20 protein-coding genes are annotated in these 24,666 nt (G+C 48.3%); 11 read left to right on the top strand and 9 right to left on the bottom strand.

Features of this window, described 5'->3' with window-relative positions:
- Positions 1 to 1,590: an HD domain-containing phosphohydrolase gene (locus tag R6242_RS01725; RefSeq protein ID WP_318423095.1), complete on the top strand. Its 1,590-nt coding sequence runs from the start codon at positions 1 to 3 to the stop codon at positions 1,588 to 1,590.
- A 23-nt stretch (positions 1,591 to 1,613) separates the two neighbouring features.
- Here R6242_RS01725 and R6242_RS01720 read toward each other — a convergent pair whose 3' ends face one another.
- Positions 1,614 to 3,185: a hypothetical protein gene (locus R6242_RS01720; protein WP_318423092.1), complete on the bottom strand. Its 1,572-nt coding sequence runs from the start codon at positions 3,183 to 3,185 to the stop codon at positions 1,614 to 1,616.
- Positions 3,182 to 3,598 (bottom strand): HIT family protein, encoded by a 417-nt coding sequence (locus tag R6242_RS01715; protein ID WP_293935786.1) that lies wholly within the window; start codon positions 3,596 to 3,598, stop codon positions 3,182 to 3,184. Before R6242_RS01715 ends, R6242_RS01720 begins: the two co-directional genes overlap by 4 nt.
- A gap of 196 nt (positions 3,599 to 3,794) precedes the next feature.
- Between R6242_RS01715 and cysS the strand changes: the two genes are divergently transcribed.
- Positions 3,795 to 5,171 (top strand): cysteine--tRNA ligase, encoded by a 1,377-nt coding sequence (cysS, locus tag R6242_RS01710; RefSeq protein ID WP_318423088.1) that lies wholly within the window; start codon positions 3,795 to 3,797, stop codon positions 5,169 to 5,171.
- Between the two features lie 449 nt (positions 5,172 to 5,620).
- Positions 5,621 to 7,825, top strand: a complete 2,205-nt coding sequence (locus R6242_RS01705) for an OsmC domain/YcaO domain-containing protein (protein ID WP_318423085.1) — start codon at positions 5,621 to 5,623, stop codon at positions 7,823 to 7,825.
- A gap of 300 nt (positions 7,826 to 8,125) precedes the next feature.
- Here R6242_RS01705 and R6242_RS01700 read toward each other — a convergent pair whose 3' ends face one another.
- The gene (locus R6242_RS01700; RefSeq protein ID WP_293935789.1) at positions 8,126 to 8,764 is read right to left on the bottom strand and encodes a TetR family transcriptional regulator; all 639 of its coding nucleotides are present in this window, start codon (positions 8,762 to 8,764) and stop codon (positions 8,126 to 8,128) included.
- Positions 8,765 to 8,885: 121 nt separating this feature from the next.
- On the opposite strand from R6242_RS01700, the gene R6242_RS01695 reads away from it, so the two are divergent.
- The 7 genes from R6242_RS01695 (at position 8,886) to ntrC (ending at position 15,531) form a co-directional block, all read left to right on the top strand.
- Positions 8,886 to 10,241, top strand: coding sequence for an MATE family efflux transporter (locus tag R6242_RS01695; protein ID WP_318423082.1), 1,356 nt, complete (start codon positions 8,886 to 8,888; stop codon positions 10,239 to 10,241).
- A 159-nt stretch (positions 10,242 to 10,400) separates the two neighbouring features.
- Positions 10,401 to 10,853 (top strand): GNAT family N-acetyltransferase, encoded by a 453-nt coding sequence (locus R6242_RS01690; RefSeq protein ID WP_318423079.1) that lies wholly within the window; start codon positions 10,401 to 10,403, stop codon positions 10,851 to 10,853.
- Between the two features lie 248 nt (positions 10,854 to 11,101).
- Complete coding sequence (locus R6242_RS01685; protein WP_293935792.1) at positions 11,102 to 11,719, top strand: HAD family hydrolase; 618 nt, start codon at positions 11,102 to 11,104, stop codon at positions 11,717 to 11,719.
- The gene (locus R6242_RS01680) at positions 11,719 to 12,012 is read left to right on the top strand and encodes a SelT/SelW/SelH family protein (RefSeq protein WP_293935793.1); all 294 of its coding nucleotides are present in this window, start codon (positions 11,719 to 11,721) and stop codon (positions 12,010 to 12,012) included. Before R6242_RS01685 ends, R6242_RS01680 begins: the two co-directional genes overlap by 1 nt.
- 350 nt (positions 12,013 to 12,362) lie before the next feature.
- Positions 12,363 to 12,842 carry a DUF4124 domain-containing protein gene (locus tag R6242_RS01675; RefSeq protein ID WP_293935794.1) on the top strand — a complete coding sequence of 160 codons (480 nt, stop codon included), beginning with the start codon at positions 12,363 to 12,365 and terminating at the stop codon, positions 12,840 to 12,842.
- A gap of 191 nt (positions 12,843 to 13,033) precedes the next feature.
- Positions 13,034 to 14,086, top strand: a complete 1,053-nt coding sequence (gene glnL, locus R6242_RS01670) for a nitrogen regulation protein NR(II) (protein WP_318423075.1) — start codon at positions 13,034 to 13,036, stop codon at positions 14,084 to 14,086.
- A 38-nt stretch (positions 14,087 to 14,124) separates the two neighbouring features.
- Positions 14,125 to 15,531 (top strand): nitrogen regulation protein NR(I), encoded by a 1,407-nt coding sequence (ntrC, locus tag R6242_RS01665; protein WP_318423073.1) that lies wholly within the window; start codon positions 14,125 to 14,127, stop codon positions 15,529 to 15,531.
- Between the two features lie 43 nt (positions 15,532 to 15,574).
- On the opposite strand, the gene R6242_RS01660 is transcribed toward ntrC, so the two are convergent.
- The 6 genes from R6242_RS01660 to R6242_RS01635 all read right to left on the bottom strand — a co-directional run bounded on the left by R6242_RS01660 (position 15,575) and on the right by R6242_RS01635 (position 23,739).
- Positions 15,575 to 16,276 (bottom strand): glycine zipper 2TM domain-containing protein, encoded by a 702-nt coding sequence (locus R6242_RS01660; RefSeq protein WP_318423071.1) that lies wholly within the window; start codon positions 16,274 to 16,276, stop codon positions 15,575 to 15,577.
- A 246-nt stretch (positions 16,277 to 16,522) separates the two neighbouring features.
- The gene (locus R6242_RS01655; protein ID WP_318423069.1) at positions 16,523 to 18,142 is read right to left on the bottom strand and encodes a methyl-accepting chemotaxis protein; all 1,620 of its coding nucleotides are present in this window, start codon (positions 18,140 to 18,142) and stop codon (positions 16,523 to 16,525) included.
- Between the two features lie 149 nt (positions 18,143 to 18,291).
- On the bottom strand, positions 18,292 to 19,146 hold the full coding sequence (locus tag R6242_RS01650) for a Rossmann-like and DUF2520 domain-containing protein (protein WP_318423066.1): 855 nt from the start codon (positions 19,144 to 19,146) through the stop codon (positions 18,292 to 18,294).
- Positions 19,147 to 19,292: 146 nt separating this feature from the next.
- A complete protein-coding gene (locus tag R6242_RS01645) occupies positions 19,293 to 19,754 on the bottom strand; it encodes a DUF1456 family protein (protein ID WP_293935800.1) in 462 nt (153 codons plus the stop codon).
- Between the two features lie 175 nt (positions 19,755 to 19,929).
- The gene (locus tag R6242_RS01640; RefSeq protein ID WP_318423060.1) at positions 19,930 to 22,752 is read right to left on the bottom strand and encodes a valine--tRNA ligase; all 2,823 of its coding nucleotides are present in this window, start codon (positions 22,750 to 22,752) and stop codon (positions 19,930 to 19,932) included.
- A gap of 69 nt (positions 22,753 to 22,821) precedes the next feature.
- Entirely contained in the window at positions 22,822 to 23,739 is a 918-nt protein-coding gene (locus R6242_RS01635; protein WP_318423057.1) for a LysR family transcriptional regulator, read from the bottom strand.
- Positions 23,740 to 23,877: 138 nt separating this feature from the next.
- On the opposite strand from R6242_RS01635, the gene R6242_RS01630 reads away from it, so the two are divergent.
- Positions 23,878 to 24,648: an SDR family oxidoreductase gene (locus R6242_RS01630; RefSeq protein WP_318423056.1), complete on the top strand. Its 771-nt coding sequence runs from the start codon at positions 23,878 to 23,880 to the stop codon at positions 24,646 to 24,648.
- The last annotated feature ends 18 nt before the right edge of the window (positions 24,649 to 24,666 follow it).

The following is a 24,666-nucleotide window of genomic DNA, read 5'->3' as shown; positions in this document are numbered from 1 at the left end:
ATGTTAAGCCACGATATCCTTCACGAGCGCTTAGAAAAACTCAATGCCATTGGCATTGCATTATCTTGTGAAAATCATATCGACAAGCTAATGGAAACCATCCTCATTGCCGCCAAGCATTTAGTCAATGCCGATGCGGGTACACTTTATATTGTAAAAGACGGCGCACTCTATTTTCAGATTGTGATCACCGAATCACTGGGCATTGCCCTTGGTGGCACCACCGGCCACCCCACTAATTTACCACCAGTCATGCTACGCCACACCGATGGCTCGCCCAATTTTAATAATGTGGTGGCTTGTGCCGTTAATAAAGATATCACTATTAATATTGAAGACGCCTATACCGCCAAAGGCTATGATTTTTCAGGCACCAAAAACTTTGACTCCAGCACCGGCTACCGCTCTAAATCGTTTTTAACGGTACCCATGAAAAACCATGAAAGAGAAATCATCGGCGTATTGCAATTAATTAATGCAAAAGATCAGTATGGGGAATTAAGCTATTTTGATGAAGATAGCCAAAGCATGGCCGAATCGCTCGCCTCACAAGCCGCCATTGCTCTTACTAATCGGCGCTTAATTCATCAATTAGAAGAATTGTTTGAATCCTTTATTAACTTAATCAACTTAGCCATCGACGATAAATCACCCTATACCGGCGGACATTGCCAACGTGTCCCTGCACTGACCATTATGTTGGCCGAAGCGGTAAATCAAGCCAATTACGGCACATTAGCTGATTTTACAATGGACAATAGAGATCGCTACGAATTAAAAATTGCAGGGCTTTTACACGATTGCGGAAAAATAACCACCCCAGTGCATGTTGTGGATAAAGCCACAAAATTACAGACTATTTTTGATCGTATTCATTTAATAGACACACGTTTTGAAGTGCTAAAACGGGATGCAGAAATTGATTATTTACGTGGAAAATCTACAGAAATAGAATGGAAACAGCGGGTAGAACAAATCGAATCAGATCGATCTTTTTTGCAGCATGCCAATACTGGCGGGGAATTTATGCCTGATGCTGCTTGCGCACGGGTTAAAACAATTGGCCAGCAAATTTGGATCAATCCCGAAGGGGAAAGCAGTGATTTTCTTTCCAGTGAAGAAATAGAAAATCTATCGATTGCCCGAGGCACGCTCACCGGTGCAGAGCGGCAAATTATTAATCACCATATTGAAGTCACTATCGAGATGTTGGAATCGCTGCCTTGGCCCAAGCATTTAAAAAATGTGCCTGAATTTGCCGGTGGCCACCACGAAAGAATGGATGGCAAAGGCTATCCTCGGGGCTTAAAAAAAGAACAAATGAGCGTGCAGGCACGCATTATGGGTATTGCTGATGTATTTGAGGCACTTACGGCTCGAGATAGGCCGTATAAAGACGGCATGAAAATATCGCAATCCCTCACCATATTGGCGCGTATGGCGAAGGAGCAACATATTGATACTGATTTATTCGAGATTTTTGTGAAAGAAAAAGTATGGAAAAGCTACGCCGATTTATTTCTAGGCCCCACCCAAATTGATAGTGTTGACGAAGAAAAGCTATTACTCATTGCCAAAGGCTTGGATTAACAAATCGACGGCTTAGGCTCATATCAAAGAATCAACTCAGTAAAATAAACCCGTTCAAAATCACTGCCGCGCTCTAGTAAGGTTAGTAGCTTAATTTTAATCATACTGGTCCCATTCCAAAGCTCGCACTGCCTGCCCATTCGAAACCAGCCAATCGGCAATAGCAGTGAAGTAGGCGCTTTTAAGGCCACCATAGCGGGTAACAGCACCACATCGGTGTACGTTGCATCACTGCGAGTGGTTTCTGAAGGGCGAATCGCGGCAGGCTTTGGCAAACCAGGCAGTAGCACCATTCCCACATGTAACTGACCTTCGCTTTCTTCCAGCCAACGCACAGCTCCAGCTAAGTAACGTGACGATGTTTTAACCACCATCAATTGATTTAAGCTAATCCGCTCCCCCTGCTGCGCCCTGCGGCTTAAGCGTAACCCTTGAGCCGTTTCATTGATGACCTCCCATAATTCAATTGGGGGTAAAGCCTGCACCGCAGCAGCTTGCCGCGTAGAAGCTACATCACCAAAAAGGTGTAAATCCAGCAAATCACGGCTACCAAAACCGGCTTCATGTGGCGGCGCTTGATACTGGCCATCCATCACATAACGATGCTGCGCATGCAACCCTAAAATAACTGGTACGGTGCGGGCCGTGGCCTCCCTTGGGGCACGCTCTGTGCCGTGATCACACCAAAACCGATAAAGATCTAGCAGAAGATCCATCGTCACTTGCAAGCCAAATTCTTTACCCAAACCAAGCTCTTCTGGCATTTCACCTTGGCGAAGCTGCTTAATTCGCTTGGATAATACTTGCGCCAAAGCCAGCGTATCAATTTCACGCACGCTAGCCCCTTGCAAAGGTGCACCCATTCGCTGCGGAGGCGCTGGGTGATCTAAATCAATTTGCAAAGCTGTTTTTCCCGGCACGGCCGGTGCGGCAAGGGCGATACTGCTGCGCAATGCAAGCAACTCTAATCTTTGATCTATCCAGAGCAAACGCTTAAGTGTGTGCTGGCCTGGGTTTGCTGCAGACAATAGTAGGGCATGGATAAACACCGCTTGAGCGGTCGTTGTTTCCCCTGCATAAAGTAAGCTGTCTTTTACTTTTTGCTCACAAATATGTTGTTCTTCAGCCAATCGATAACAAGCAAAAGTCTTCTGCCAAATTACATCAGGCACTTTTTGCCCTACGGTATAAAACCCGCGAATCACAAAGCCCAAGCAACGCAAAGTACGTTGTGCCAATAAGGCTAAGAACTCGTGCACCACAGCATCTTTGATAACGGCAGCTTCCCAACAACGTGCATAGGCATCCGCCATGGATTCCCACATATCGCAAGCTGCCAGCCACTGCGCCTGCTCATGTGTGTTTAAAGGCAAAGGCTTGGCGGCGTATTCTGCAAGTAAAGCAAATTGCACATCGTGTACCGATTCACGCAATAGCTCTAAAGCTTTAAGCGATTCTAAAGCCGATAAATCACTGGTAGCTAAGGCACGCATGGCGTGGCTTAGCTCGGCATGGGCCACCGGCGTATTAATCAGCGGTAGTAAAATGAGCCAATCTTTGGCGCTGCGGGCATCGGTAAAAGGCAGTGAGTTCATGCTTGTAGGGCCTGTAATGCAATTTTAAGGGCTAATAACTGCTTACTTGAAATTTGGCTCTCTGCATCTGGGCGAGCAGCCTCGGCCCAAATGGGCGCGGGAAAATGGCGATCTTGTTTAAAACGGGGAATCACATGCCAATGTAAATGCGGCACCATATTGCCTAAGCTGGCCAAATTTATTTTATCCGGTTGCAAGGTGCTACGCACTGCCAATTCAACAGCAAATACCAATTGCATTAAGCGGTTTCTATCGCTGGCACTTAAATCACTAAACTCCGCCACATGCTGTTTCAAGATAACGCGGCAAAAACCTGCATATCCCGCTTCATCAACTAAAACAACACGACAAAAATCATCTTGCCAAAGGGTTTCACCACCACTCTCTTGGCAAAGTACGCATTCTGCATTCATTCACTGCCCCCGCTGATTTACGCCATTATAGACTGAGCACTCATCTAAATAGCAGCATGCTATTTTACTGCCCATAAGCTGCGCTATCCATCGCCAAGCTTTACATACAGAGGGTAACAAAACCCAGAGCGATTCAAGCCCAGCTTATCGCTATTCTCAGTACAATGTTTATTTAAGTTAATAAGGTATCAACAATATGCCGCTGTATCTATACGACAACTGGGAACGCCAATTAAGGCCATTTCAAGCCATCCGCAATGATTGGGTTGGCTTGTACTGCTGCGGCCCTACCGTATATGACTACGCGCATATTGGAAATCTGCGCACTTATTTATTTGAAGATATCTTACGCCGCACACTGGAGTTTAATGGTTATACCGTGCGCCATATTGTTAATATCACCGACGTTGGGCATCTGGTTTCTGACGCCGATGAGGGCGAAGATAAAATGGAGCGCGGTAGCCGTAAATCAGGTAAATCGGCATGGGAAATTGCCGATTATTACAGCGCGGTATTTAAAAATGATTTAACCACGCTCAATATGCTGGAGCCTACGCTCTGGTGCAAAGCCACCGAGCATATTGCCGAGCAAATCGCCTTTATCCAAGTCTTAGAGGAAAAAGGCTATACCTACGCCAATAGCGACGGTATTTATTTTGATACCGATAAACAAGACGATTACGGCTATTTAGCCCGCTTAAACCGTGAAGGTTTACATGCCGGTAGCCGCGTGGCGCTGGGCGAAAAAAAATCCATCACTGACTTTGCACTGTGGAAATTTAGCCCCGCAGATAGTGCTAGGCAAATGGAGTGGGATAGCCCTTGGGGCCGTGGTTTTCCAGGCTGGCATATTGAATGCTCGGCCATGTCGGCCAAATACCTAGAGCCGTGGTTTGATATCCATTGCGGCGGCGAAGACCATATCGCCATCCACCACAGTAATGAAATCGCCCAAAACCAAGCTTGCCACGGCACACGGCTGGCTAATTTCTGGCTGCATGGCTATTTCTTGCAACTAGACGCTAGCAAGATGAGTAAATCCAGCGGAGATTTTCTGCGCCTGCAAACGCTGATTGATAAGGGAATCGATCCGCTGGCCTATCGTTATCTGTGCTTAACGGCGCATTACCGCAGCCAACTGCAATTTAACTGGGATGCACTGAGCGCCGCACAAACTGCGCTAGGCCGCCTGCGCGAAAGCTACTTTGCCCTGCCCGATGGCGGTGAATATAACAGTGGCTATCTAGAGCGCTTTACCCATGAAATTAATCAAGACTTAAACCTGCCACGCGCCATTGCATTGATGTGGGAGCTCTTAAAATCAGACCTCAGCGCTGCCGATAAAAAAGCCACGCTGACACGCTTTGATGCTGTGTTTGGCTTAGATTTAGCCAACTGGCAGCCCGCTACCGTGGCCGAAATCCCCGCAGAAATTCAAGCACTGGCCGCAACCCGCCAGCAACACCGCCAAGCCAAAAACTGGGCGGCTGCCGACGAGGTGCGTAGCCAATTAAAAGCACGTGGCTATGAGGTGGAAGACACCGCCACCGGCTGGCTGCTAAAAGCGCTTTAAGCCTTTTGTAATCAAGAGGTGGATAAAGTGCTCAATCCGCTTTATCCACCTTCTCTTGCTCATTTTTTGTCGTTTACCTGAGATGATCGACATGAAGAGATATAAGCGTAGGGGCGCTGCTTGCTGCGCCCTAGCTGAGCAGGGCGCAGCAAGCAGCGCCCCTACAGCATATTGGCCTACATGCAATATATGGCTTTGTTTGAGCAAGAGACATAATCAGGTTCAGTTTTGCCATTTTTAATGTTGCAGCGCATACCGATGGTGTAGCAAACGGCCTCAGGCTCAGAAAAAACGCTAATACCAAACATCCGTTGATGATCAAGAAAATAGCTGGCGGCTAGCGCGGGCATTAAACCAATCAGCTGCCACTATTTATATGCCTAAGACTAGGGCGGAGAAAAACCGGATAATAGCGGCCAACTCACTGACTGCTATTTTGGAATACTCCCATGGAAATTAAGGTTAACTTTCTCGACAAGCTTCGCCTAGAAGCCAAGTTTGATGATTTCACGGTGGTGGCCGATCAGCCGATCCGCTATAAGGGCGATGGCTCGGCACCGGGGCCGTTTGATTATTTCCTCGCTTCATCGGCCCTGTGCGCGGCTTACTTTGTGAAGTTGTACTGTGAAACACGCAATATTTCGACCGAACATATTCGCTTGTCGCAGAATAATATTGTTGACCCAGAAAACCGCTATCAGCAGATTTTTAAAATTCAGGTCGAATTACCAGCGGATATTTCGGCCAAAGATCGCCAAGGTATTTTGCGCTCGATTGAGCGCTGCACCGTCAAAAAAGTGGTGCAAACCGGCCCTGAGTTTGTGATTGAAGAAGTCGAAAACATCGAGGCCGACGCGCAGTCTCTACTAATGCTCAATCCTGCCTCCGATGCCAGCACCTATATCGTTGGCAAGGATTTGCCGCTTGAGCAAACCATCGCCAATATGTCTGCCCTCTTGGCGGATTTGGGCATCAAGATCGAAATCGCCTCGTGGCGCAATATTGTGCCCAATGTGTGGTCGCTGCATATTCGCGATGCCCACTCACCGATGTGCTTTACCAATGGCAAGGGTTCAAGCAAAGAAAGCGCTTTGGCATCGGCCTTGGGCGAGTATATCGAGCGTATCAATTGCAACCATTTCTACGCGGGGCAGTATTGGGGGGACGATATTGCCAACGCAGCATTTGTCCATTCACCTAACGAGCGCTGGTTTAAGCCTGGCCCACAAGGTGAGCTACCAACAGAAATTCTGGACGATTACTGCTTAGCTATTTTCAACCCAGATGAAGAATTACTTGGTTCGCATTTGTATGACACCAACTCTGGCAATACCGAGCGCGGTATTTGCTCGCTGCCGTTTGTGCGCCAGTCAGATGGCGAGACGATTTATTTTCCAAGTAATCTGATCGAAAACCTATTTGTAAGCAACGGCATGAGTGCCGGCAATACGCTTGCCGAAGCGCAGGTGCAATGCTTATCAGAAATCTTTGAGCGAGCGGTTAAACGCGAAATCCTAGAAGGTGAAATCACCCTGCCCGATGTGCCACAAGCCGTACTGGAGAAATATCCGAGCATTCTGGCGGGCATTGCCGCCCTAGAAGAGCAAGGCTTTCCGGTCTTGGTAAAAGATGCGTCGCTGGGTGGCGTTTACCCCGTGATGTGCGTCACCTTGATGAACCCGCGCACCGGCGGTGTGTTTGCCTCGTTTGGCGCGCACCCAAGCATGGAAGTCGCCATTGAGCGCAGCCTCACCGAATTGCTGCAAGGCCGCAGTTTTGAAGGCCTGAATGATTTACCTCGCCCCACCTTTGTGAGCCAAGCCTTAACTGAGCCGAATAATTTTATTGAGCATTTCATCGATTCCAGCGGCATTGTTTCTTGGCGTTTTTTCAGTGCCAAAGCAAAGTTTGATTTTGCGGAGTGGGATTTCTCACGCCAAGGTGAGCACGCCAATGCCGAAGAGGCCGCGATATTGTTCGGCATTTTGGCGGACATAGGCAAAGAAGCCTATATGGCGGTGTATGAAGATTTGGGAGCCAAAGCCTGCCGCATTTTAGTGCCAGGCTATTCAGAAATTTATCCAATAGAAGATTTAGTTTGGGATAACACCAATAAAGCGCTGTTGTTCCGCGCCGATATTTTAAACTTGCATCGTTTGGAAGACGCCGCTTTAACAGCGCTACTTGAGCGTTTAGAAGACAGCGAGCTAGGTGATTATTCCGACGTTTCAGACCTCATTGGCATCAAATTTGATGAAAACACGGCCTGGGGTCAACTCACCGTGCTGGAACTCAAACTGCTGATTCATCTAGCCTTGCAGCAATTTGATGCGGCGCACGATCTGGTCGGCGCTTTCCTGCAATACAACGACAACACCGCAGAGCGCGGCCTGTTTTATCAGGCCTTGAATGTGGTGCTCGAAATCGAGTTGAACGATAAGCTAGAGCTGGCTGATTACGAGCACAATTTCCGCCGCATGTTTGGCGATGCACGGATGGACGCGGTGCTCGGCTCTGTTGACGGCAGTGTGCGCTTCTTCGGCTTAACGCCAACGAGCATGAAGCTGGAGGGCCTAGATCGACACCATCGCCTGCTCGATAGCTACAAAAAACTGCATACGGCACGCGCTAAAGCCAGCAAGGCAGCGGCTTAAAACACGCAGTAATAAAGAGCTGGCTTCTGGGAGGGGGTATAAAGGTAATCCCCTTGCGGCCCCTCCCCCACTTAAAATGTGATGTTACACAGCAAGATATAAAAAACACAGTCCACGAAAAACACATAAAGCACGAACAGGTGACGCGTTGTCATCATCCAATGCTTCATTCATATGCGAAGCCATTAAAGTCAAATACTTAAAACCAAGGCAAAGATAGAGTCAGCCAAACCGATGCGTGTTGCTTGGTTTTTTCGTGCATTTAGTGTTTTTAGTGGACTAAAATTCTTACACACAAAATCAGTTAATATCTTTTTTCTGAAAATGCGGCGCTTGTCGCAGGCTTTCTACGGCGGTACGTAGCATACGTTCGCAATCAGGCAGTGCGGCTTGGGGCCTATCGGGGTAAACATCTTGCAGCATGTCGTAAGTGCCATCAAAGACGGTATGCAAATAAAGATTACTCAGGCCTAAATCAAGGCTGGTGGGTAATTCCTGATTCTGTACGGCACGGCGCAACAGGCGCAGGCTGTAATGCATGGCTAGCTTAGTGATTAAATCTCGGTGCCTAATAAGCGGAGCGTTTTCTGCACTTCGCTCACACTTAAAATACAAGATCGCAATCACCGCTTGAATCGAGCCAGGCTGACAAAACAGTTTAAGGTAATACAAGCCTGTTTGGACCAAGGCCTCCATTGCACTACTCTGGCTAGGGTTATAGTGCATAGCTTGACAGGCCAACATGCGCTCACTCATGGCTTTACACACATCAATCTTATTCGGGTAATGCCCATAGACCGCACCACGGGAAACGCCAGCAGCATCGGCAATATCCGCCATTGTGGCTTGGGCCACACCCTTATCTAGAAACACCTGTTCTGCACCATCTAAAATGGCATCGCGGGTTTTTTGTGCATCTTCTTTCGTCTTTCTTGCCATGACTGCTCTCTAATAGTTCCCGGAATTATTCCATACATTTAATTAATCGTGCGTGATTGATTAAATGTTAGCATACTCGAATTATTCAATGACCCGATTCAAATAATCGCAAACGAGCTTTATGAACAACAAAAATATGCACGATCTAAACACCTTGCCAGTTAAAACCCTATTCTGGCGCTATGTCATCCCCTCCATTGCAGGGATGTTGGTGATGGGTTTATATATTGTGGTAGATGGCATGTTTGTTGGGCGCTATGTAGGGGCACACGCGCTGGCGGCAATCAATCTGGTTTACCCAATCATTTTATTGCAAATTGGCCTTGGGGCCATGATCAGCATGGGGGCGGCTACGCGTATTTCCATGCTGCAAGGCGCGGGCCAAATCAAGCAGGCACGGCAAGCGCTGGCCAATACTATTTTAATTATTGCGGCGCTCGGCATCGCCCTGCCTGTGATGGGCATTAGCCAGCAGGAAAACATCTTAAGCTTGCTCAAGGCAGATAGTGACCCTGCGGTGCTGCAAGAAGCCCGCTCCTATTTATCCCTGATGCTTTGGGGCGGCATGGTAACTATTGGGCAAATGGCGGTGATTTACTTAGTGCGCAATGATGGCCGTCCTAAGCTTGTTACCGCCTTAGTAACGGCAGGGGCATTAGGCAATATCGCGCTCAATTATTTGTTTGTGGTGCAGCTCGGTTGGGGGCTGGCTGGATCGGCAAGCGCCACCCTACTCATTGAAGGCTTGATTACACTGGCTGGCTTAGCTTATTTCTTTAGCCGCTATGCAAACTTACGCATGACTCTAGCTGAGCTGCGCCCGCACTGGCAAAGCATGCCATCAATGCTGGGACTGGGGTTTTCTAGCTTGCTGATGGAGGTCAACCTTGCCTTTCTCTTATTTGCCCATAACTATCAATTATTAAAATATGGTGAGGGGGCGGGTATTGCTGCTTACGCCGTGGCCGGTTATACCGAAGCGGTATTTATATTACTGGTACACGGCTTAGCACTTGGCATGCAGCCATTATTAAGCCATGCCACTGGTGCTGGGCAGCAGCAAAGACTGGCGCAAACGTTAATCTACGGATTAAAAGTCTGTTTATTACTGAGCTTTACACTGCTGGCTGTAGTGCAGTTTTTTCCACACACGATTGCTACGCTGTATGCGGGGCAAGATCAGGCCTTGATTCAGTCCGCCAGCCAAGCCTTACAGCTCCACCTGTTTGCCCTGCCTTTTGATGGCGTGATTATTGTGGGGGTGATTGGCTTGCAAGCCATGGCACTCACACGTTTATCGCTATTTGGCACCCTAGGCAAAACCTTAGCCTTAATTCCAGCGTTATGGCTGATGCCACAGTGGTGGGGAGTGAGCGGCGTCTACACCGCACTGCCCGTAGTGAATGTTGCCATCGGCATAGTAATTAGCGGGGTATTATGGCGTGAGCTAAGGCGGCTAAAAAATATAAACAGCTAGCTTGCTGCTAAGCCGTATAAAACCAAAGATTGCTATCCTCTGATGGGCTTTATTTCACTCGCCTACAAGCTGGGTCTATTCAGGGGTATATCTTTTAACAATACACAGCAAGCCAATGGCATAATTTGCGTTTATTAATTATGAATTAAGATTTCCAATATGACACACACGGTTCGCTACGCCCATTTAGATGATATAAATCAACTCGCCCCTTTGTTTGATGCCTATCGCGTGTTCTATCAGCAAGAAAGCCATTTGCAAATAGCCTATAATTTTTTGCAGCAACGCTTAGCACTCAATGAAAGCGTCATTTTAATCGCCACAAACGCTAATAATGATGCCATTGGCTTTATCCAACTCTATCCATCATTCTGCTCAATTAGCGCGAAAAGAATTTGGATCTTATCCGATCTATTTGTCAGTGAAGCCGCCCGTGGGCAAAGGGTTTCAAGTGCATTAATGGAAAAAGCACGTTTGCATGCATTGCAAACCAGTGCAATTAGACTTGAATTATCCACAGCGCATACAAATAATAGAGCACAAGCACTATACGAATCATTAGGCTATCAGCTTGATATCACTTACCGCTACTATGCCTTAGAGATTCAGTAAGTCCACAAGCATAGGCTTTATACCAATATCTGGCTTATCAACTCGATAAGACCAACTGTTATTACAGCTTAGCCATTCAAGTAAACCCACCCGCGTAGCACATAGCCAGCACAAGATTTACACCCATCACTGATTGATCTATTTAATGGTACTTATCGCTATTCCCTCTATAAATCAATGATTAACCCGCATAAAAGCAAAAGCAAGAGGTAGAATATGGCCTCTTGCACTTGCCTTGAGCGATGATCATGACCATTCGAGCCGTTGTATTTGATTTTGGTGGTGTTTTATTTGATTGGAATCCCGACTATCTTTATCGCAAGCTAATCAGCGATGAAGAAGAGCGAAAATTCTTCTTAAGCCACGTTTGCAATGGTGAATGGAATATCGAGCAAGATCGTGGCCGCACATGGGCTGATGCAATCGCCATCAAACAAGCCGAGTTTCCCGAGTACAGTGATTTGATCGCGGCATTTTATAGCCGCTGGCATGAAACGCTACGAGGCACTTTACCTGATGGCGTGGCCCTGATGGAACGATTAGAATCAGCTAATATTGCACTCTACGGCCTGACCAATTGGTCAGATGAAACCTTCCCCTACGCTTGGGAGCACTTTCCACTGCTACACCGCTTTAAAGATATTGTGGTGTCTGGGCGCTTAGGCTTAATCAAACCTGACCCAGCTATTTATCAGGCCATGTTTGAACGTATTCACTTACCTGACTTGCAGCCTAATGAGCTGGTGTTTATTGACGATGTCGCCAAAAATGCCCACGCAGCAAGCCAACTGGGCTGGCATGGTATTCACCATATCAATGCCAATGAAACTGCAAAGCAACTCCAGCAACTAGGTTTAAAATTTTAATGAAGCCAATCACTAAACCACGAATCAGCATTTTATATTGCACTCGATGCAATTGGTTACTACGCTCAGCATGGCTGGCCCAAGAGCTGCTTTCATGCTTCGCTGACGAGGTAGGGGAGGTCGCCTTGCAACCCGGTACTGGCGGCCTTTTTATTGTGCAGTGTATGGATACCATCATTTGGGATAGAAGAATCGAAGGGCGTTTTCCTGAATCTAAAGAACTAAAACAGCGCATTCGAGATTTAATTGCCCCAGAAAAAGCCTTGGGCCATAGTGATACCAAGCGCAATTAATCCAGCAATCATGAAGCATTGTATTTATTCTTGATTTAAGCGCTACCTCAACCCAGTTTTGCTAAGCGCTTGCTTGCTAGACGACTTACTAACTGATGTTACGCACAAGCGTGTTTAGTCTACGAAAAAAAGAAAGAAATACGCATGACTTTGGCTTAATTTACTTTCCTTTTTATGAGGCTAGTAAGTGCTTAATTTAAATCGATGATCATTTAAATTGAGCAATAGGTGATTGCAACGCGCCATCTGTTCGTGTTTTATGTGATTTTCGTGGACTACGCATTTTTTAATCTTACTGCGTAACATCCGTTACTAAACTACTTTAAACCTGTCTGTGTTAAGTTACGCCCATGCTTAAGTCTCTGCTTATTACCCTTGCCTGCCTTGCCCCACTGGCTCACGCCGATATTTATAAATATGTGGACGAACACGGCAATGTCACCTTTTCTAATATCCCCATGCGCAACGCACAACGCATCTTGGCCGAGCCTGGAGCCTTGATTCCTGCCCCTCGTTCGCGAGGCAATGCCGGCCCTAAGGAGCGCAGCCCACAAATAGCAACGCCGGGCAACTTTCCACGCGTGGATGCCGCTACGCAAAAAAGCCGTGATAGTAACCGCCAGTTGATCCTTAACGAAGAGCTAGCTAGCGAGCAAAAAAACCTGACCGATGCGCGTCGTCAACTCGCAGAAGCAGAAAATACTAAATCTGCCGAAGAAAAAGCCAGTCCGCAAAAGTATGTAGAAAAAATGGGCCGCATCCGCAATAACATGATTCTGCACGAAAAAAATATCAGCGCCTTACAATCTGAAATTAGCCGCTTGCGCTAAACTTTCCCAGTATCTACGCACCATCTACACCAGCAACGCACCACACTGGTGCGCTGCTGGTGTATGCTGATTGATAATCTCACCAACAATAGCCCCATCTAGCAGCCTCCCGAACATCGCTAACGCCGGATATTAGCTGGCCCGCAAATTGCTAGAACCCTATAGATAACGATCTACAGAGACAAGCCGCCATGAGCTATACCGCCTTCTCCGGTCTTGAGTTTCTGGACGATGCTGTCATTGCCGTTGCTGCAGACAGCACGCTGGTTTACGTTAACCCTGCTGCAACCGATCTGCTAGGCTTGCGCCAAGATGATATAGGTATGACATTATCGGCCTGTTTAGAGCCGCACAGCCCGATTGTGAGTGCTGTGATTACCGCCTGCACCGAAAACATCAGCATCACCGAGCACGAGCTTTTGCTCTCTACCAATCACGGCGATGTTTATGTCACACTCACCGCCAGCCCCATCGAAACCAGTGCAGCCGCAGCATTGGTTGAGATTCGGCAGATGGATCAGCAGCGCAAAATTGTGAATGAAGCACGCTTGCAAGCACAGCAACAAGCCAATCGCGAGCTGATTCGCAATCTAGCCCATGAAATAAAAAACCCCTTGGGGGGTATTCGAGGCGCTGCGCAACTGCTCTCTGTTGAGCTTGCCAGCCCAGCCCTAAAAGAATATACCCAAGTGATTATCGAGGAATCTCAGCGCTTACAAAGGCTGCTTGATCGCTTACTTACCCCGCATCGCCTACCTAAGCTAACCGAGCTAAATATCCATGAGGTATTAGAGCGTGTACGTAGCCTAGCCCTTGCCGAAACACCAAACGGCCTAGCGGTAAAGCGCGATTACGATACCAGCCTGCCAAATCTAATCGCCGATCAAGAACAGCTGATTCAAGCGGTGCTGAATATTGTTCGCAATGCCGTGCAAGCCATGGCGGGCGTAGGTGAGATTTTTTTGCGCACACGGATTGCACGGCAGGTCACGCTGAATCGCCGCCGTTTTCCGCTGGCCCTACAAATTCAAATTATTGATAACGGCCCAGGGATTCCTGAATCGCTAAAAGAAACCCTATTCTATCCATTGGTATCTGGCCGTCCAGGCGGCACTGGGATTGGCCTTCATCTTGCGCATACCTTTGTGATCCAGCACCACGGCACCATTGAATTTGAAAGCCGCCCCGGCCTTACCTGCTTTAGCCTGCTACTGCCACTGAATGGCTGGCAAGACGCACATTAACTGATGTTACGCAGCAATAAATAACACAAGGAAACCCCATGAGTGCTGTCTGGATTATTGATGATGACCGATCGATTCGTTGGGTGTTTGAAAAGGCCTTAGCGCGCGAAAACATCTCGCATGCCAGCTTTGCCTCGGCCACCGAAGCACTGGCAAAACTCTCCCAAGAACAACCACAAGCCATCGTTTGCGATATCCGCATGCCTGGCGAATCTGGATTGCAGTTTTTAGATATTGTGAAACGCGACTGGCCCGATTTACCCGTCATTATCATGACCGCCCATTCAGATCTAGACAGCGCCGTATCCGCCTTTCAAGGCGGGGCATTTGAATATATGCCCAAGCCTTTCGATGTTGATCAAGCCATCGACTTGATACGCCGCGCTATCCAAGAAAGCGAAAGATTTACCCATCAAGTAGGCGGCCCAATTGAGGCCGTTTCACCCGCGCCAGAAATCCTGGGGCAAGCCCCCGCCATGCAAGATGTATTTAGGGCGATTGGCCGCCTCAGCCAATCTGCTGCCACGGTGTTGATTACTGGCGAATCAGGTAGCGGTAAAGAACTAGTAGCCCGCGCCTTGCACCGCCATAGCCCACGCTCTGCTAAACCCTTTGTGGCGATTAACACCGCTGCGATTCCTAAAGATTTGCTGGAGTCCGAATTATTTGGCCATGAGCGTGGCGCATTTACGGGTGCAGACGCTCGCCGCCAAGGCCGCTTTGAGCAGGCTGAAAATGGCACCTTGTTCTTAGATGAAATCGGCGATATGCCCTCCGAGCTGCAAACCCGCTTACTGCGGGTGCTATCCGATGGCTTTTATTACCGCGTAGGTGGGCATCAGCCGATTAAAGCCAATGTGCGGGTGATTGCGGCTACACATCAACATTTAGAAGAGCGCGTTAAACAAGGGCAGTTTCGAGAAGATTTATTCCACCGCTTGAATGTGATCCGCTTGCGCCTGCCTGCGCTGCGGGAAAGAAGCGAAGATATCCCCCTGCTCGCGCGTTATTTTTTGAGTAAATCGGCCGCAGAGCTGGGCATTGAAGCCAAGCGCCTAACGGATGACGCCATGAACAAACTGGCCGCATTTAGTTTTCCTGGCAATGTGCGCCAGCTAGAAAACCTCTGCCACTGGATTACCGTGATGGCACCGGGTGCCTTAGTGCAAGCAGGCGATCTTCCGCCAGAATTAAGCACAGACGCGGGTGAAATCCAATTACGCGGCGGGGATTGGTTAAGCCATTTAGGCGCAGAAATGAGCATGCGTTTAAGCCGAGGTGATAGCCGCATCCTCGACGAAATGACCCCCGCCTTTGAGCGCATGGTGATTGAGCGCGCCTTGGCCCACACCGGAGGAAAACGCATCGAAGCTGCTGAGTTACTCGGCTGGGGACGCAATACCCTAACGCGTAAAATTCAAGAGCTAGGCATGGAACACAGCTAATTTAGGGCGCTATTTGCTGCGCCCTTTTGATCAAGCAAGCCTATTAATTACCTGTAGGCACAATGGTATCGCCGCTTAAGCGCACACGATCACCTTGGCTAAATTGTGGACGTTCCTGAAAACTGTAAGTGCGCTCACTATCATCATCAAACGACACACGAACTTCATATACCGTTACGCTACGATATTGTTTTTCTGCCTGATGGCCTGCCACAGCACCACCAATCGCACCCAGCACTTCAGCAACGGTACGGCCATTACCACCACCAATCTGGTGTCCAACTACCCCACCTAACACACCGCCAACGACCGCACCGCCACCCGAGCCTTCACCTTTTTTCTCGATAGTGCGCACTGAAATTACGCGGCCACAACTTTTACAAACTTCTTTAGCTGGCCAAACGATAGGAGCAGACTTGGCTTCTTCTGTGCTTTTTGCAACCGTCGCAGGGTGCTGTGTTGCTTTAGCATGTGGCTTAGCTGCCGGCGTATATACAACAGGCCTAGGCGTAGCAATTGGCGCGGCCGTTGGGATTACTGCTGCGATAGGTGCTGCAGTTGGCACAGGAGTAGCCACTAAGGCTAATACAGGCGCGCTAGCCACGCTAGGCACCGATGCCACAATCGCTGGCTCTACAGCAGGCTTACCAACAAAACCAAGCCAATTGGCAACGCCTACACCAGAAGCTAAGATCACAGAAGCGGCCGCAGCCAGAAACAGTGGATGGGTTTTAGGGGCTGACATCTTGCATCTCCAAAATAAATAATAGGTAGGCTTGCGCCCTGCATCAAACAGCAAGGCTTACTACCCTATGCCGCTATCCTGCCGTCTTTTGATAAAAAAAGCAGTGAAAATCGACACTAACACAGAGGTATTTTTCACCTGATAAATACAGTAAGGTATTGTTACTGAATGTGTTTTTACTGCTCGTAACATGCGGTAAAAAAGGCCATGTAGTACATCCTCTTTTAGGGTAAATCAGGCTGATTTTTACAATCTAAATTGCTTGATCAATACTTCTAACTGATCTGAAACTTGCTTAATCGATTGTGCTACCGCCACAGTGCTTTTTGATGCCTCTAAAGTCCCAGAAGAGAAATTAGCCACTTCATCAACATCATTACGAATCGCTTGGCTTGAGTGCACTTGAGCGGCCAAGGCCTCACCAATTTGCCCAACCACTAAAGCCGTTGCCGCAGATTCTTCACGGATCGCCTTCACCGCCTCACCACCTTCCTTGGTTTGACGAATCCCTTCTTTAAGCTGCACCACCATGCCATCCATACGTGATTTGGCAGTCTGGCCGCTATCTTGCACCGCATTAATCGTCTCGCCAATTTCGCGAGTTGCCGTACTAGTGCGCTCGGCCAATTTACGCACTTCATCAGCAACCACAGCAAAACCACGCCCCTGCTCACCCGCGCGCGCAGCTTCAATAGCTGCATTTAAAGCCAGCAAATTAGTTTGATCAGCCACGTCACGAATCACCGCAATCACGGCAGAAATACTGCCTACACGCTGCGCCAAATCATCAATACTACTTTGGGTTTCACCCACCGAAAGCTCAATATCTGAAAAACGATTCACCGCCGCTGAAATCACCGCCAAGCCTTTAGCGGATATCTCTGTTGCCGTCTCGCTTTGGCCCTTAGCTTGTTTGGCCTGTTGCTCGGCCCTTAGAGTTTGCTGAGTAAAGTCTTCGGCAGTTTGAGCAATACGCGTTGCCGCTTGGCTTTGCGCCCCCACAAATAAATTACTACTTTCCGCCTTAGCAACAATTTCATCGCCCGAAGTATGCAGGGTATGCACCACCGATGACAGCTGTGAAATCACATCCCGTAACGATCTACGCATACGCAGTACCGAGCCATAAATACTTTTTGGCGAAACATCTACAGCGCTATCATCAATGTGTAGATTGCCATCTGCAACCACTTGCACTAAAGCCATTACTTCATCAGGCTCCCCGCCCAAATCTCGCAATAGATTACGCACTGCCGACAGCATAATTGCCGCCACCAATCCCGCCACAGCCAAGCAAATCAATACCTGCCAGCGTGCATTGCCCCAAAAACGCGCGTCAGCCTCTGCAAAGCTGATGCCATTGCCAACAATCCAGCCCCAATGTGGAGTTTTTTGCGCCACAGAAAGCAAATCAACCACTTTGCCATCGCGTTTAGAAGTCCACCAATATTCAGTTAATGCACCACCTGATTTATCCAATGCCCTTTGTGCAATGGCACCGACGCTATTGCCACTTGCATCTTTAAAATCATTAAAGCTAGTACCATGCAATTGTGGATCAAGCGGCGTGGCAACAAAGTTTAATTTGTCATCAACCACATAAACATATTCAGATTTATGGTATTTATTTTCTCGCAATAATTGAGTGGCGATTTCTTTGGCCTGTGCTTCAGGTAGCTTCCCTGATGCGGCCATATTTTCTAGCTGCACAATACCATTATAAGTGCTGCCCATTAATTGCTTAATGCGGGCACTATTATCGTCATTACTGGCTTGGCGCATCGTCCATAGCCCCACTAACATAATGCCAATTAAAGCCAGCAAAATGCTTAGTGCTAATAAGTAAACTTTTTTGCGTAATGACATATATCTCTCTCCCAAGAGCTTTTTAAATCAACACTTATCGTTGCATACGGCTAAAGAACAGCCAGCAACATCAGTCCTATCGATTTAATATTTGAAATCTAACATCTATATAAACTAGCCTACTTTTACACCGAGTACCAAACGCTACTTTATGCAAAAATATGCTGTAAAGCGGCTTGCTTAGATTTACTAATATGAGCAGCAGCCAAATCAATCGTAGCCAGCCCCATACTCTGATAACAGCGCAATATAGTTGCGTCTTTTAATACCGCCAAATGCTTTTCTATTGTAGCCTCATCACCACGAACAATTGGCCCAGTTAATGCAGCTGCAGGGCCTAATACTTTAATATTGCTTAATGTTTGCTGCATTAGGTTAAAAATAAGGCTTTGGGCAATCTCATCCTCTATTCCGGCCATTTGCGCCGTTTTTAATGATAAATCCGCTAAGGTAACCAAATAATTAGCCGCCATTGTCAAGGAAGCATGATATGCCGCTTTTCCTCCTTTAACTAAAGTAAAAGGCTTGCCCCCTAGCGCCAACACAAAATCCTGCAAAATATCACAGGCCAATTGATCACCTTCTAAGGCGCAAAGGGTTGCATTAAAAGAGGCCACCGCCAGCGCTGGATCTGCAAAAGAAAAAGCAGGATGCACGCTCGCTAAATAAGCCCCAGAATCTTGCAGTGGCGCAAGTAAAGCCGCATCTGATACCCCGCTAGCGTGAAACACCACATTACCCGCCTTTACAATATGACAAGCCGCCAGCTCCCGCGCTACATCTGCAATTGCACCATCTGGCACCGCTAACAAATATAAATCAGCCGCAGGCAATTGATTTAGAGATGAGCAAAACTCACCCGCCCCAATAAAGGCAATGGCATCTGTAACATGCTGAGCAGATCTGGCATATACCCCAGCAATTTGGTAGCGCCCCGATTGCTGGGCTAAACGCGCTAATGATTTGCCAAGCCGGCCTGGGCCGATAATATTTAGAGTTTTCATTGATCAAGCCATTTGAGGTTGGCAGGAATATGGGGGGTTGAGATAGCAACAGCGAGCAGGATAAATAGGTATAGGGGGCAAGGGCGCTTTACCTTGCCCACCTTATAAATGCTTAGTGTTAGGGCTGAGTACCATGCAACAACAATTTAGCCACGCAAACGCAGGGTTAAACCTTTTAAAAAGTTTCTGAGTAATTGATCGCCACAGCTGCGATAGTGCTTATGATCTTTTTTACGGAATAAGGCACTTAACTCTGGTTTGGATACATCAAAGCCTGCCGCAGCCAAAATGCTGTGCATATCTTCTTCTTTTAATTCAAAAGCCACGCGCAGTTTTTTCAGCGCCATATTATTGCTCATCGGCAATTCAATCGGCTGAGCTGGGCGGCTTTCATCTTTACCGCGCTTATGGAACACGAGGCCATCTAAGAAATAAGCCATCGCCTCATCGCTGAATTCCAAATAGCCTTCTTCATCTTCTTTTTTCAAAAAAGCGGCTACGTCTTCTTTACTGATATCAAAATCAGCCAGCTTGGCAATAGCCACAATATGGGCATCGCTTAAATCCAGCATATAACGCACGCTGCGTAGAATATCGTTGTTAATCATGGTTATTTCCTTAATAAACTGCTTTTAATCAACAGGCGCATATGGCCATTATTGATCAATAAAAACAGGCTGAACAAAGCAGCCTGTGTATGCTTGAAGCATCGTAGGGCAGGTGCAAGCCGCCGTTTTTCAGCGCTGCTCGCGGCTTGCACCCGCCCTACGATTGATCTCATTTTTATTGCAACTTCACCAGCTGGCTTTGCAATTTAGCCAGTTTCTCGGTTTGATCTAGCACCAGCGCTTGGTCTTTTTCAACCAGATGTGCAGGGGCTTTATCCAGATAACCTGGTTTTTCTAGCTTAGCTTTGATTTTTTCTAAATTATCCGCCAGCTTGCCGATTTCTTTAGTTAAACGCGCCGATTCCGCTGCTTTATCAATCTCCACCTTCAGCATCAAACGTGTGCTGCCTGCTACGGCAACGGGTGCGTCGTCTTCTGGCAGTTTGGCAACGATGCTCACGCTGGCAAGCTTAGCCAGCGGCATCAAGTAAGCGGCGTACTGCTGCAGCTCGTCTCCGCCTTCTAGCAGTAGCGGTGTTTTTTGCGATGGCGATAAGCCCATTTCACCGCGCAGATTACGCACTGCAAAGGCCAGCGCTTTCAGCACATCAACCTGAGCATTGGCCGCTTCGTTCACCTTGCTTAAATCAGCCACCGGCCATGCGGCCACCACAATCGATTCTGTGGTCTTGGCATTGGCCAGCGGTGCTACCACTTGCCACAACTCTTCGGTGATAAACGGAATGATTGGGTGAGCCATACGCAGTGTGGCTTCTAGCACGCGCACCAAGGTGCGGCGGGTGGCGCGCTGCTCTGCTTCATTGCCCGATTGCAATTGCACTTTGGCTAGCTCGATATACCAATCGCAGTAATCGTTCCAAACAAACTCATAAATACCTTGCGCGGCCAGATCGAAGCGGAAGGTATCTAGCGCAACCGATACATCATGCTCAGCTTGCTGCAAGCGGCCTATCATCCACTGATCCGCAAAACTGTATTGCAGCGGCAACGATTCATCTTGGCCTACGTCTTTGCCTTCCACATTCATCAACACATAGCGGGTGGCGTTCCATAACTTATTGCAGAAATTGCGGTAGCCTTCGCAGCGATGCTGATCAAAATTAATACTGCGGCCTAAGGTAGCCAGTGATGCAAAGGTAAAGCGTAGTGCATCCGTACCAAAAGCCGGAATGCCTTCTGGGAATTCTTTTTTGGTTTTGGCCGCTACTTTAGGCGCGGTTTCTGGGCGGCGCAGGCCGGAGGTACGTTTTTCTAGCAGCGTTTCTAGATCAATCCCATCAATCAAATCCACCGGATCCAGCACATTACCTTCCGATTTAGACATCTTCTGGCCTTCGCCGTCCCGCACCAAGCCGTGGATATACACGTGCTTAAACGGCACTTTGCCGGTGAAGTGTTTGGTCATCATAATCATCCGGGCTACCCAGAAGAAAATAATGTCAAAGCCGGTCACCAGTACCGATGATGGCAAGAAAGCATCTAGCTCAGGCGTGCTTTGCCCCGGCTTCCAGCCCAAAGTAGAGAACGGCACCAGTGCCGAGCTAAACCAAGTATCCAGCACATCCACATCGCGGCGCAGGGTTTTGCCCGGCGCTTGTGCCTCGGCTTCCGCCTGATTACGTGCGACATAAACTTTGCCATCTTCATCGTACCAAGCTGGGATCTGATGGCCCCACCATAGCTGACGGCTAATGCACCAGTCTTGGATATTATTCAGCCACTGGTTGTAAGTGTTTACCCAGTTTTCTGGCACAAATTTAACTTCGCCGTCTGCCACAGCTTGCAGGGCTTTTTCTGTGATGCTTTGGCCGGTTTCATCGGCCTTACTCATGGCCATAAACCACTGATCAGTCAGTAAAGGCTCGATCACCGAACCAGTACGATCACCGCGTGGCACCATCAGCTTGTGTTTTTTGGTCTCTAGCAATAAGCCCTGCGCATCCAGATCGGCCAGCATGGCTTTACGCGCATCAGGGGCGGTCATGCCAGCGTAGGCAGCAGGCAGATCAATACTGCCCAGTGCATCGCCATCAAAGCTAAATACCTGCGCCTTAGGCAGAATCGTCGCTTCCAAGCTCATTACATTAATCAGCTGGGTGTTATGGCGCTTACCCACTTGGTAATCGTTAAAATCATGTGCGGGGGTGATTTTTACAAAACCAGTACCGAAGGCCGCGTCCACATAATCATCGGCGATCACAGGGATTTCACGGGTGGTTAGCGGTAATTGCAGTGTTTTACCCACCAGATGCTTAAAGCGCTCGTCATCTGGGTTAACCGCTACCGCCACGTCGCCCAGTAGGGTTTCAGGACGCGTGGTGGCCACCACGATAAATTCATCGCTGCCCACAACCGGATATTTGATATGCCACATATGGCCTTCTTCTTCCTCGGAAACCACTTCGAGGTCAGAGATGGCCGTGCCTAATTTTGGATCCCAATTAGATAAACGCTTGCCACGGTAAATCAGGCCCTGCTCAAACAGGCTAACGAATACTTCGGTCACCGAACCCGAGCATTGCTCGTCCATGGTGAAGTATTCGCGCTTCCAATCCACCGATGCGCCCATGCGGCGCATTTGCTGGGTGATGGTGGCACCGGATTCTTTTTTCCATTCCCAGATTTTTTCTACGAATTTCTCGCGGCCTAATTCATGGCGGCTAATGCCTTGCGCATCCAGCTGGCGCTCCACCACGATTTGCGTAGCAATACCCGCGTGATCGGTACCGGGCTGCCACAGGGTATTTTCACCCTTCATGCGGTGGTAGCGAGTTAAGCCATCCATAATCGTTTGATTGAAGGCATGGCCCATATGCAAAGTACCTGTCACATTGGGTGGCGGTAGCTGAATGCAGAACGATTCAGCAGCTTGCATATTCGGCTGAAAGTAACCAGCTTTTTCCCATTCTGGGTAGTAGCGGCTTTCGATCTCAGCGGGTTCGAAACTTTTTGCGAGTTCTTTAGGCGTGGTGCTCATGGGAAAAGGGCTCAGTCGTTCATAGATTAACCCGCGATTATAGCCTTAAGCGCCGGATTTCATGAAGCATTAGGCAGCGGGAATAAAACAAAGCTTGGGCAATTGCTCGGCAAGAACATGTTCAAGCCACTCTACAAAGGCCTGTACCCGTTGCGAGCTATTACGTTGATATGGATAAAGCACCGCTACAGCGAGCGCTGCAGCTTGATATTGCGGCAAAACTTCGACTAGCTCTCCAGCAGCAAGATGCTGCACCACATCATAAGAGGGCTCCTGAATCAGCCCAAGCCCAGCTAGGCCACAGGCAATATAGCTTTCTGCATTATTCACCGTGATCTGGCTAGCCATTGCTAAGCTGCAGTTTTCACCTTTTTCTGTGTATTCCCATACCGCATCCTGGCCATTTAACTCGCGGCTATAGCCTACCAACTGATGCTGTTTTAAGCCATCCAGCGTGTCAGGCATTCCCCATTTTTGGATATACGCAGGACTGGCGTAATTGCCCTGTGGGAAATAGCCCAAAGGCTTCGCCACTAGGCGCTCTTCACGTAAAGCCCCCACCCGCAGCACGCAATCCACCCCTTCACGCAGCAGATCAATCACATGGTCACTTATCCCCATTTCAAGGCGAATTTCTGGGTAACGCTGAAAAAACGCAGGCAAATTGGGGGTTAATAAGTTGCGAGCAATCCGCGTGGGCACATCAATCCGCAGCAAGCCCTGGCAGCCTGACTCCCTAAATGATTGCACCGTTTTATCGATATCACCCAGCAGGCGCTGACAGTGCAGATAATAGCTGCGGCCATCGCCAGTGAGCTCTAAATGGCGAGTGGTTCTGCTTAATAAGCGCGTCCCCAGATGGCTTTCTAGCTGCTGCAATGTAGTCGAGGCCACGGGGCGCGATAGCTGCATCAGTTCGGCGGCACGGGTAAAGCTACCACTATAGCTAATTTGCACAAACAGGCGCATTGCTTGAATCAAGTCCACTGAGGCTCCGATTGTTTTGCCAGACAAAATAGTGTTTTCATTTTAGCCGTATTTATCCATCGCGATCGGCGCAGCATACTGCATTCACTTCTTCTGAAAGCACACTTTCAGATCCTACTTAATAAAAGGAATGCAGCAATGTCTACACAATCACTCGCAGGAAAAGTTGTTGTTATTGGAGGTGGCGCAAAAAACCTCGGCGGATTAATCAGCCGCACTTTAGCCGCCGAAGGCGCATCTATTGTGGTGCACTACAATAGTGATGCAACTGCAGCTGCGGCAGCAGAAACCGTGGCAGCGATTGAAGCCATCGGCGGCAAAGCCTTTGCCATTCAGGGTGATTTAAGCAAGGCAGCCAACTGCGTGGCTTTGTTTGATGAAGCGGTAAAACGCTTTGGCGGCGTAGATATTGCCATCAATACCGTTGGCAAAGTGCTCAAAAAAGCCATTATGGATGTCAGCGAAGAAGAATTCGATGAGATGAGTAATATCAATAGCAAGGCGGCATTTTTCTTTATCCGCGAAGCAGGCAAGCACTTAAACGACAACGGCAAGATCTGCACCATCGTGACCTCGCTGCTTGCCGCCTACACCGGCTATTACTCAACTTATGCGGGCACCAAAGCCGCCGTTGAGCACTTTACCCGCGCGGCAGCCAAAGAATTTGGTGCTCGTGGTATTTCTGTTACCGCAGTGGGCCCAGGCCCAATGGATACACCGTTCTTTTATGCTCAAGAAACCCCAGAAGCCGTGGCTTACTTAAAAACATCGGCAGATTTAAGCGCTTTTAATCAATCGGGCTTAACTGAAATCCAAGACATCGTGCCTTTGATTAAATTTTTGGTGACCGAAGGCTGGTGGGTTAACGGCCAGACTATTTTTGCCAATGGTGGCTTTACCACCCGCTAATGAACGGGTGTTATACAC

Origin of the sequence: Iodobacter sp. CM08 (assembly GCF_033446605.1) — a bacterium.
Lineage (GTDB): Bacteria > Pseudomonadota > Gammaproteobacteria > Burkholderiales > Chitinibacteraceae > Iodobacter.
The sequence above is the reverse complement of the archived record's forward strand: the minus strand, read 5'-3'. Positions and strand labels throughout refer to the sequence as shown.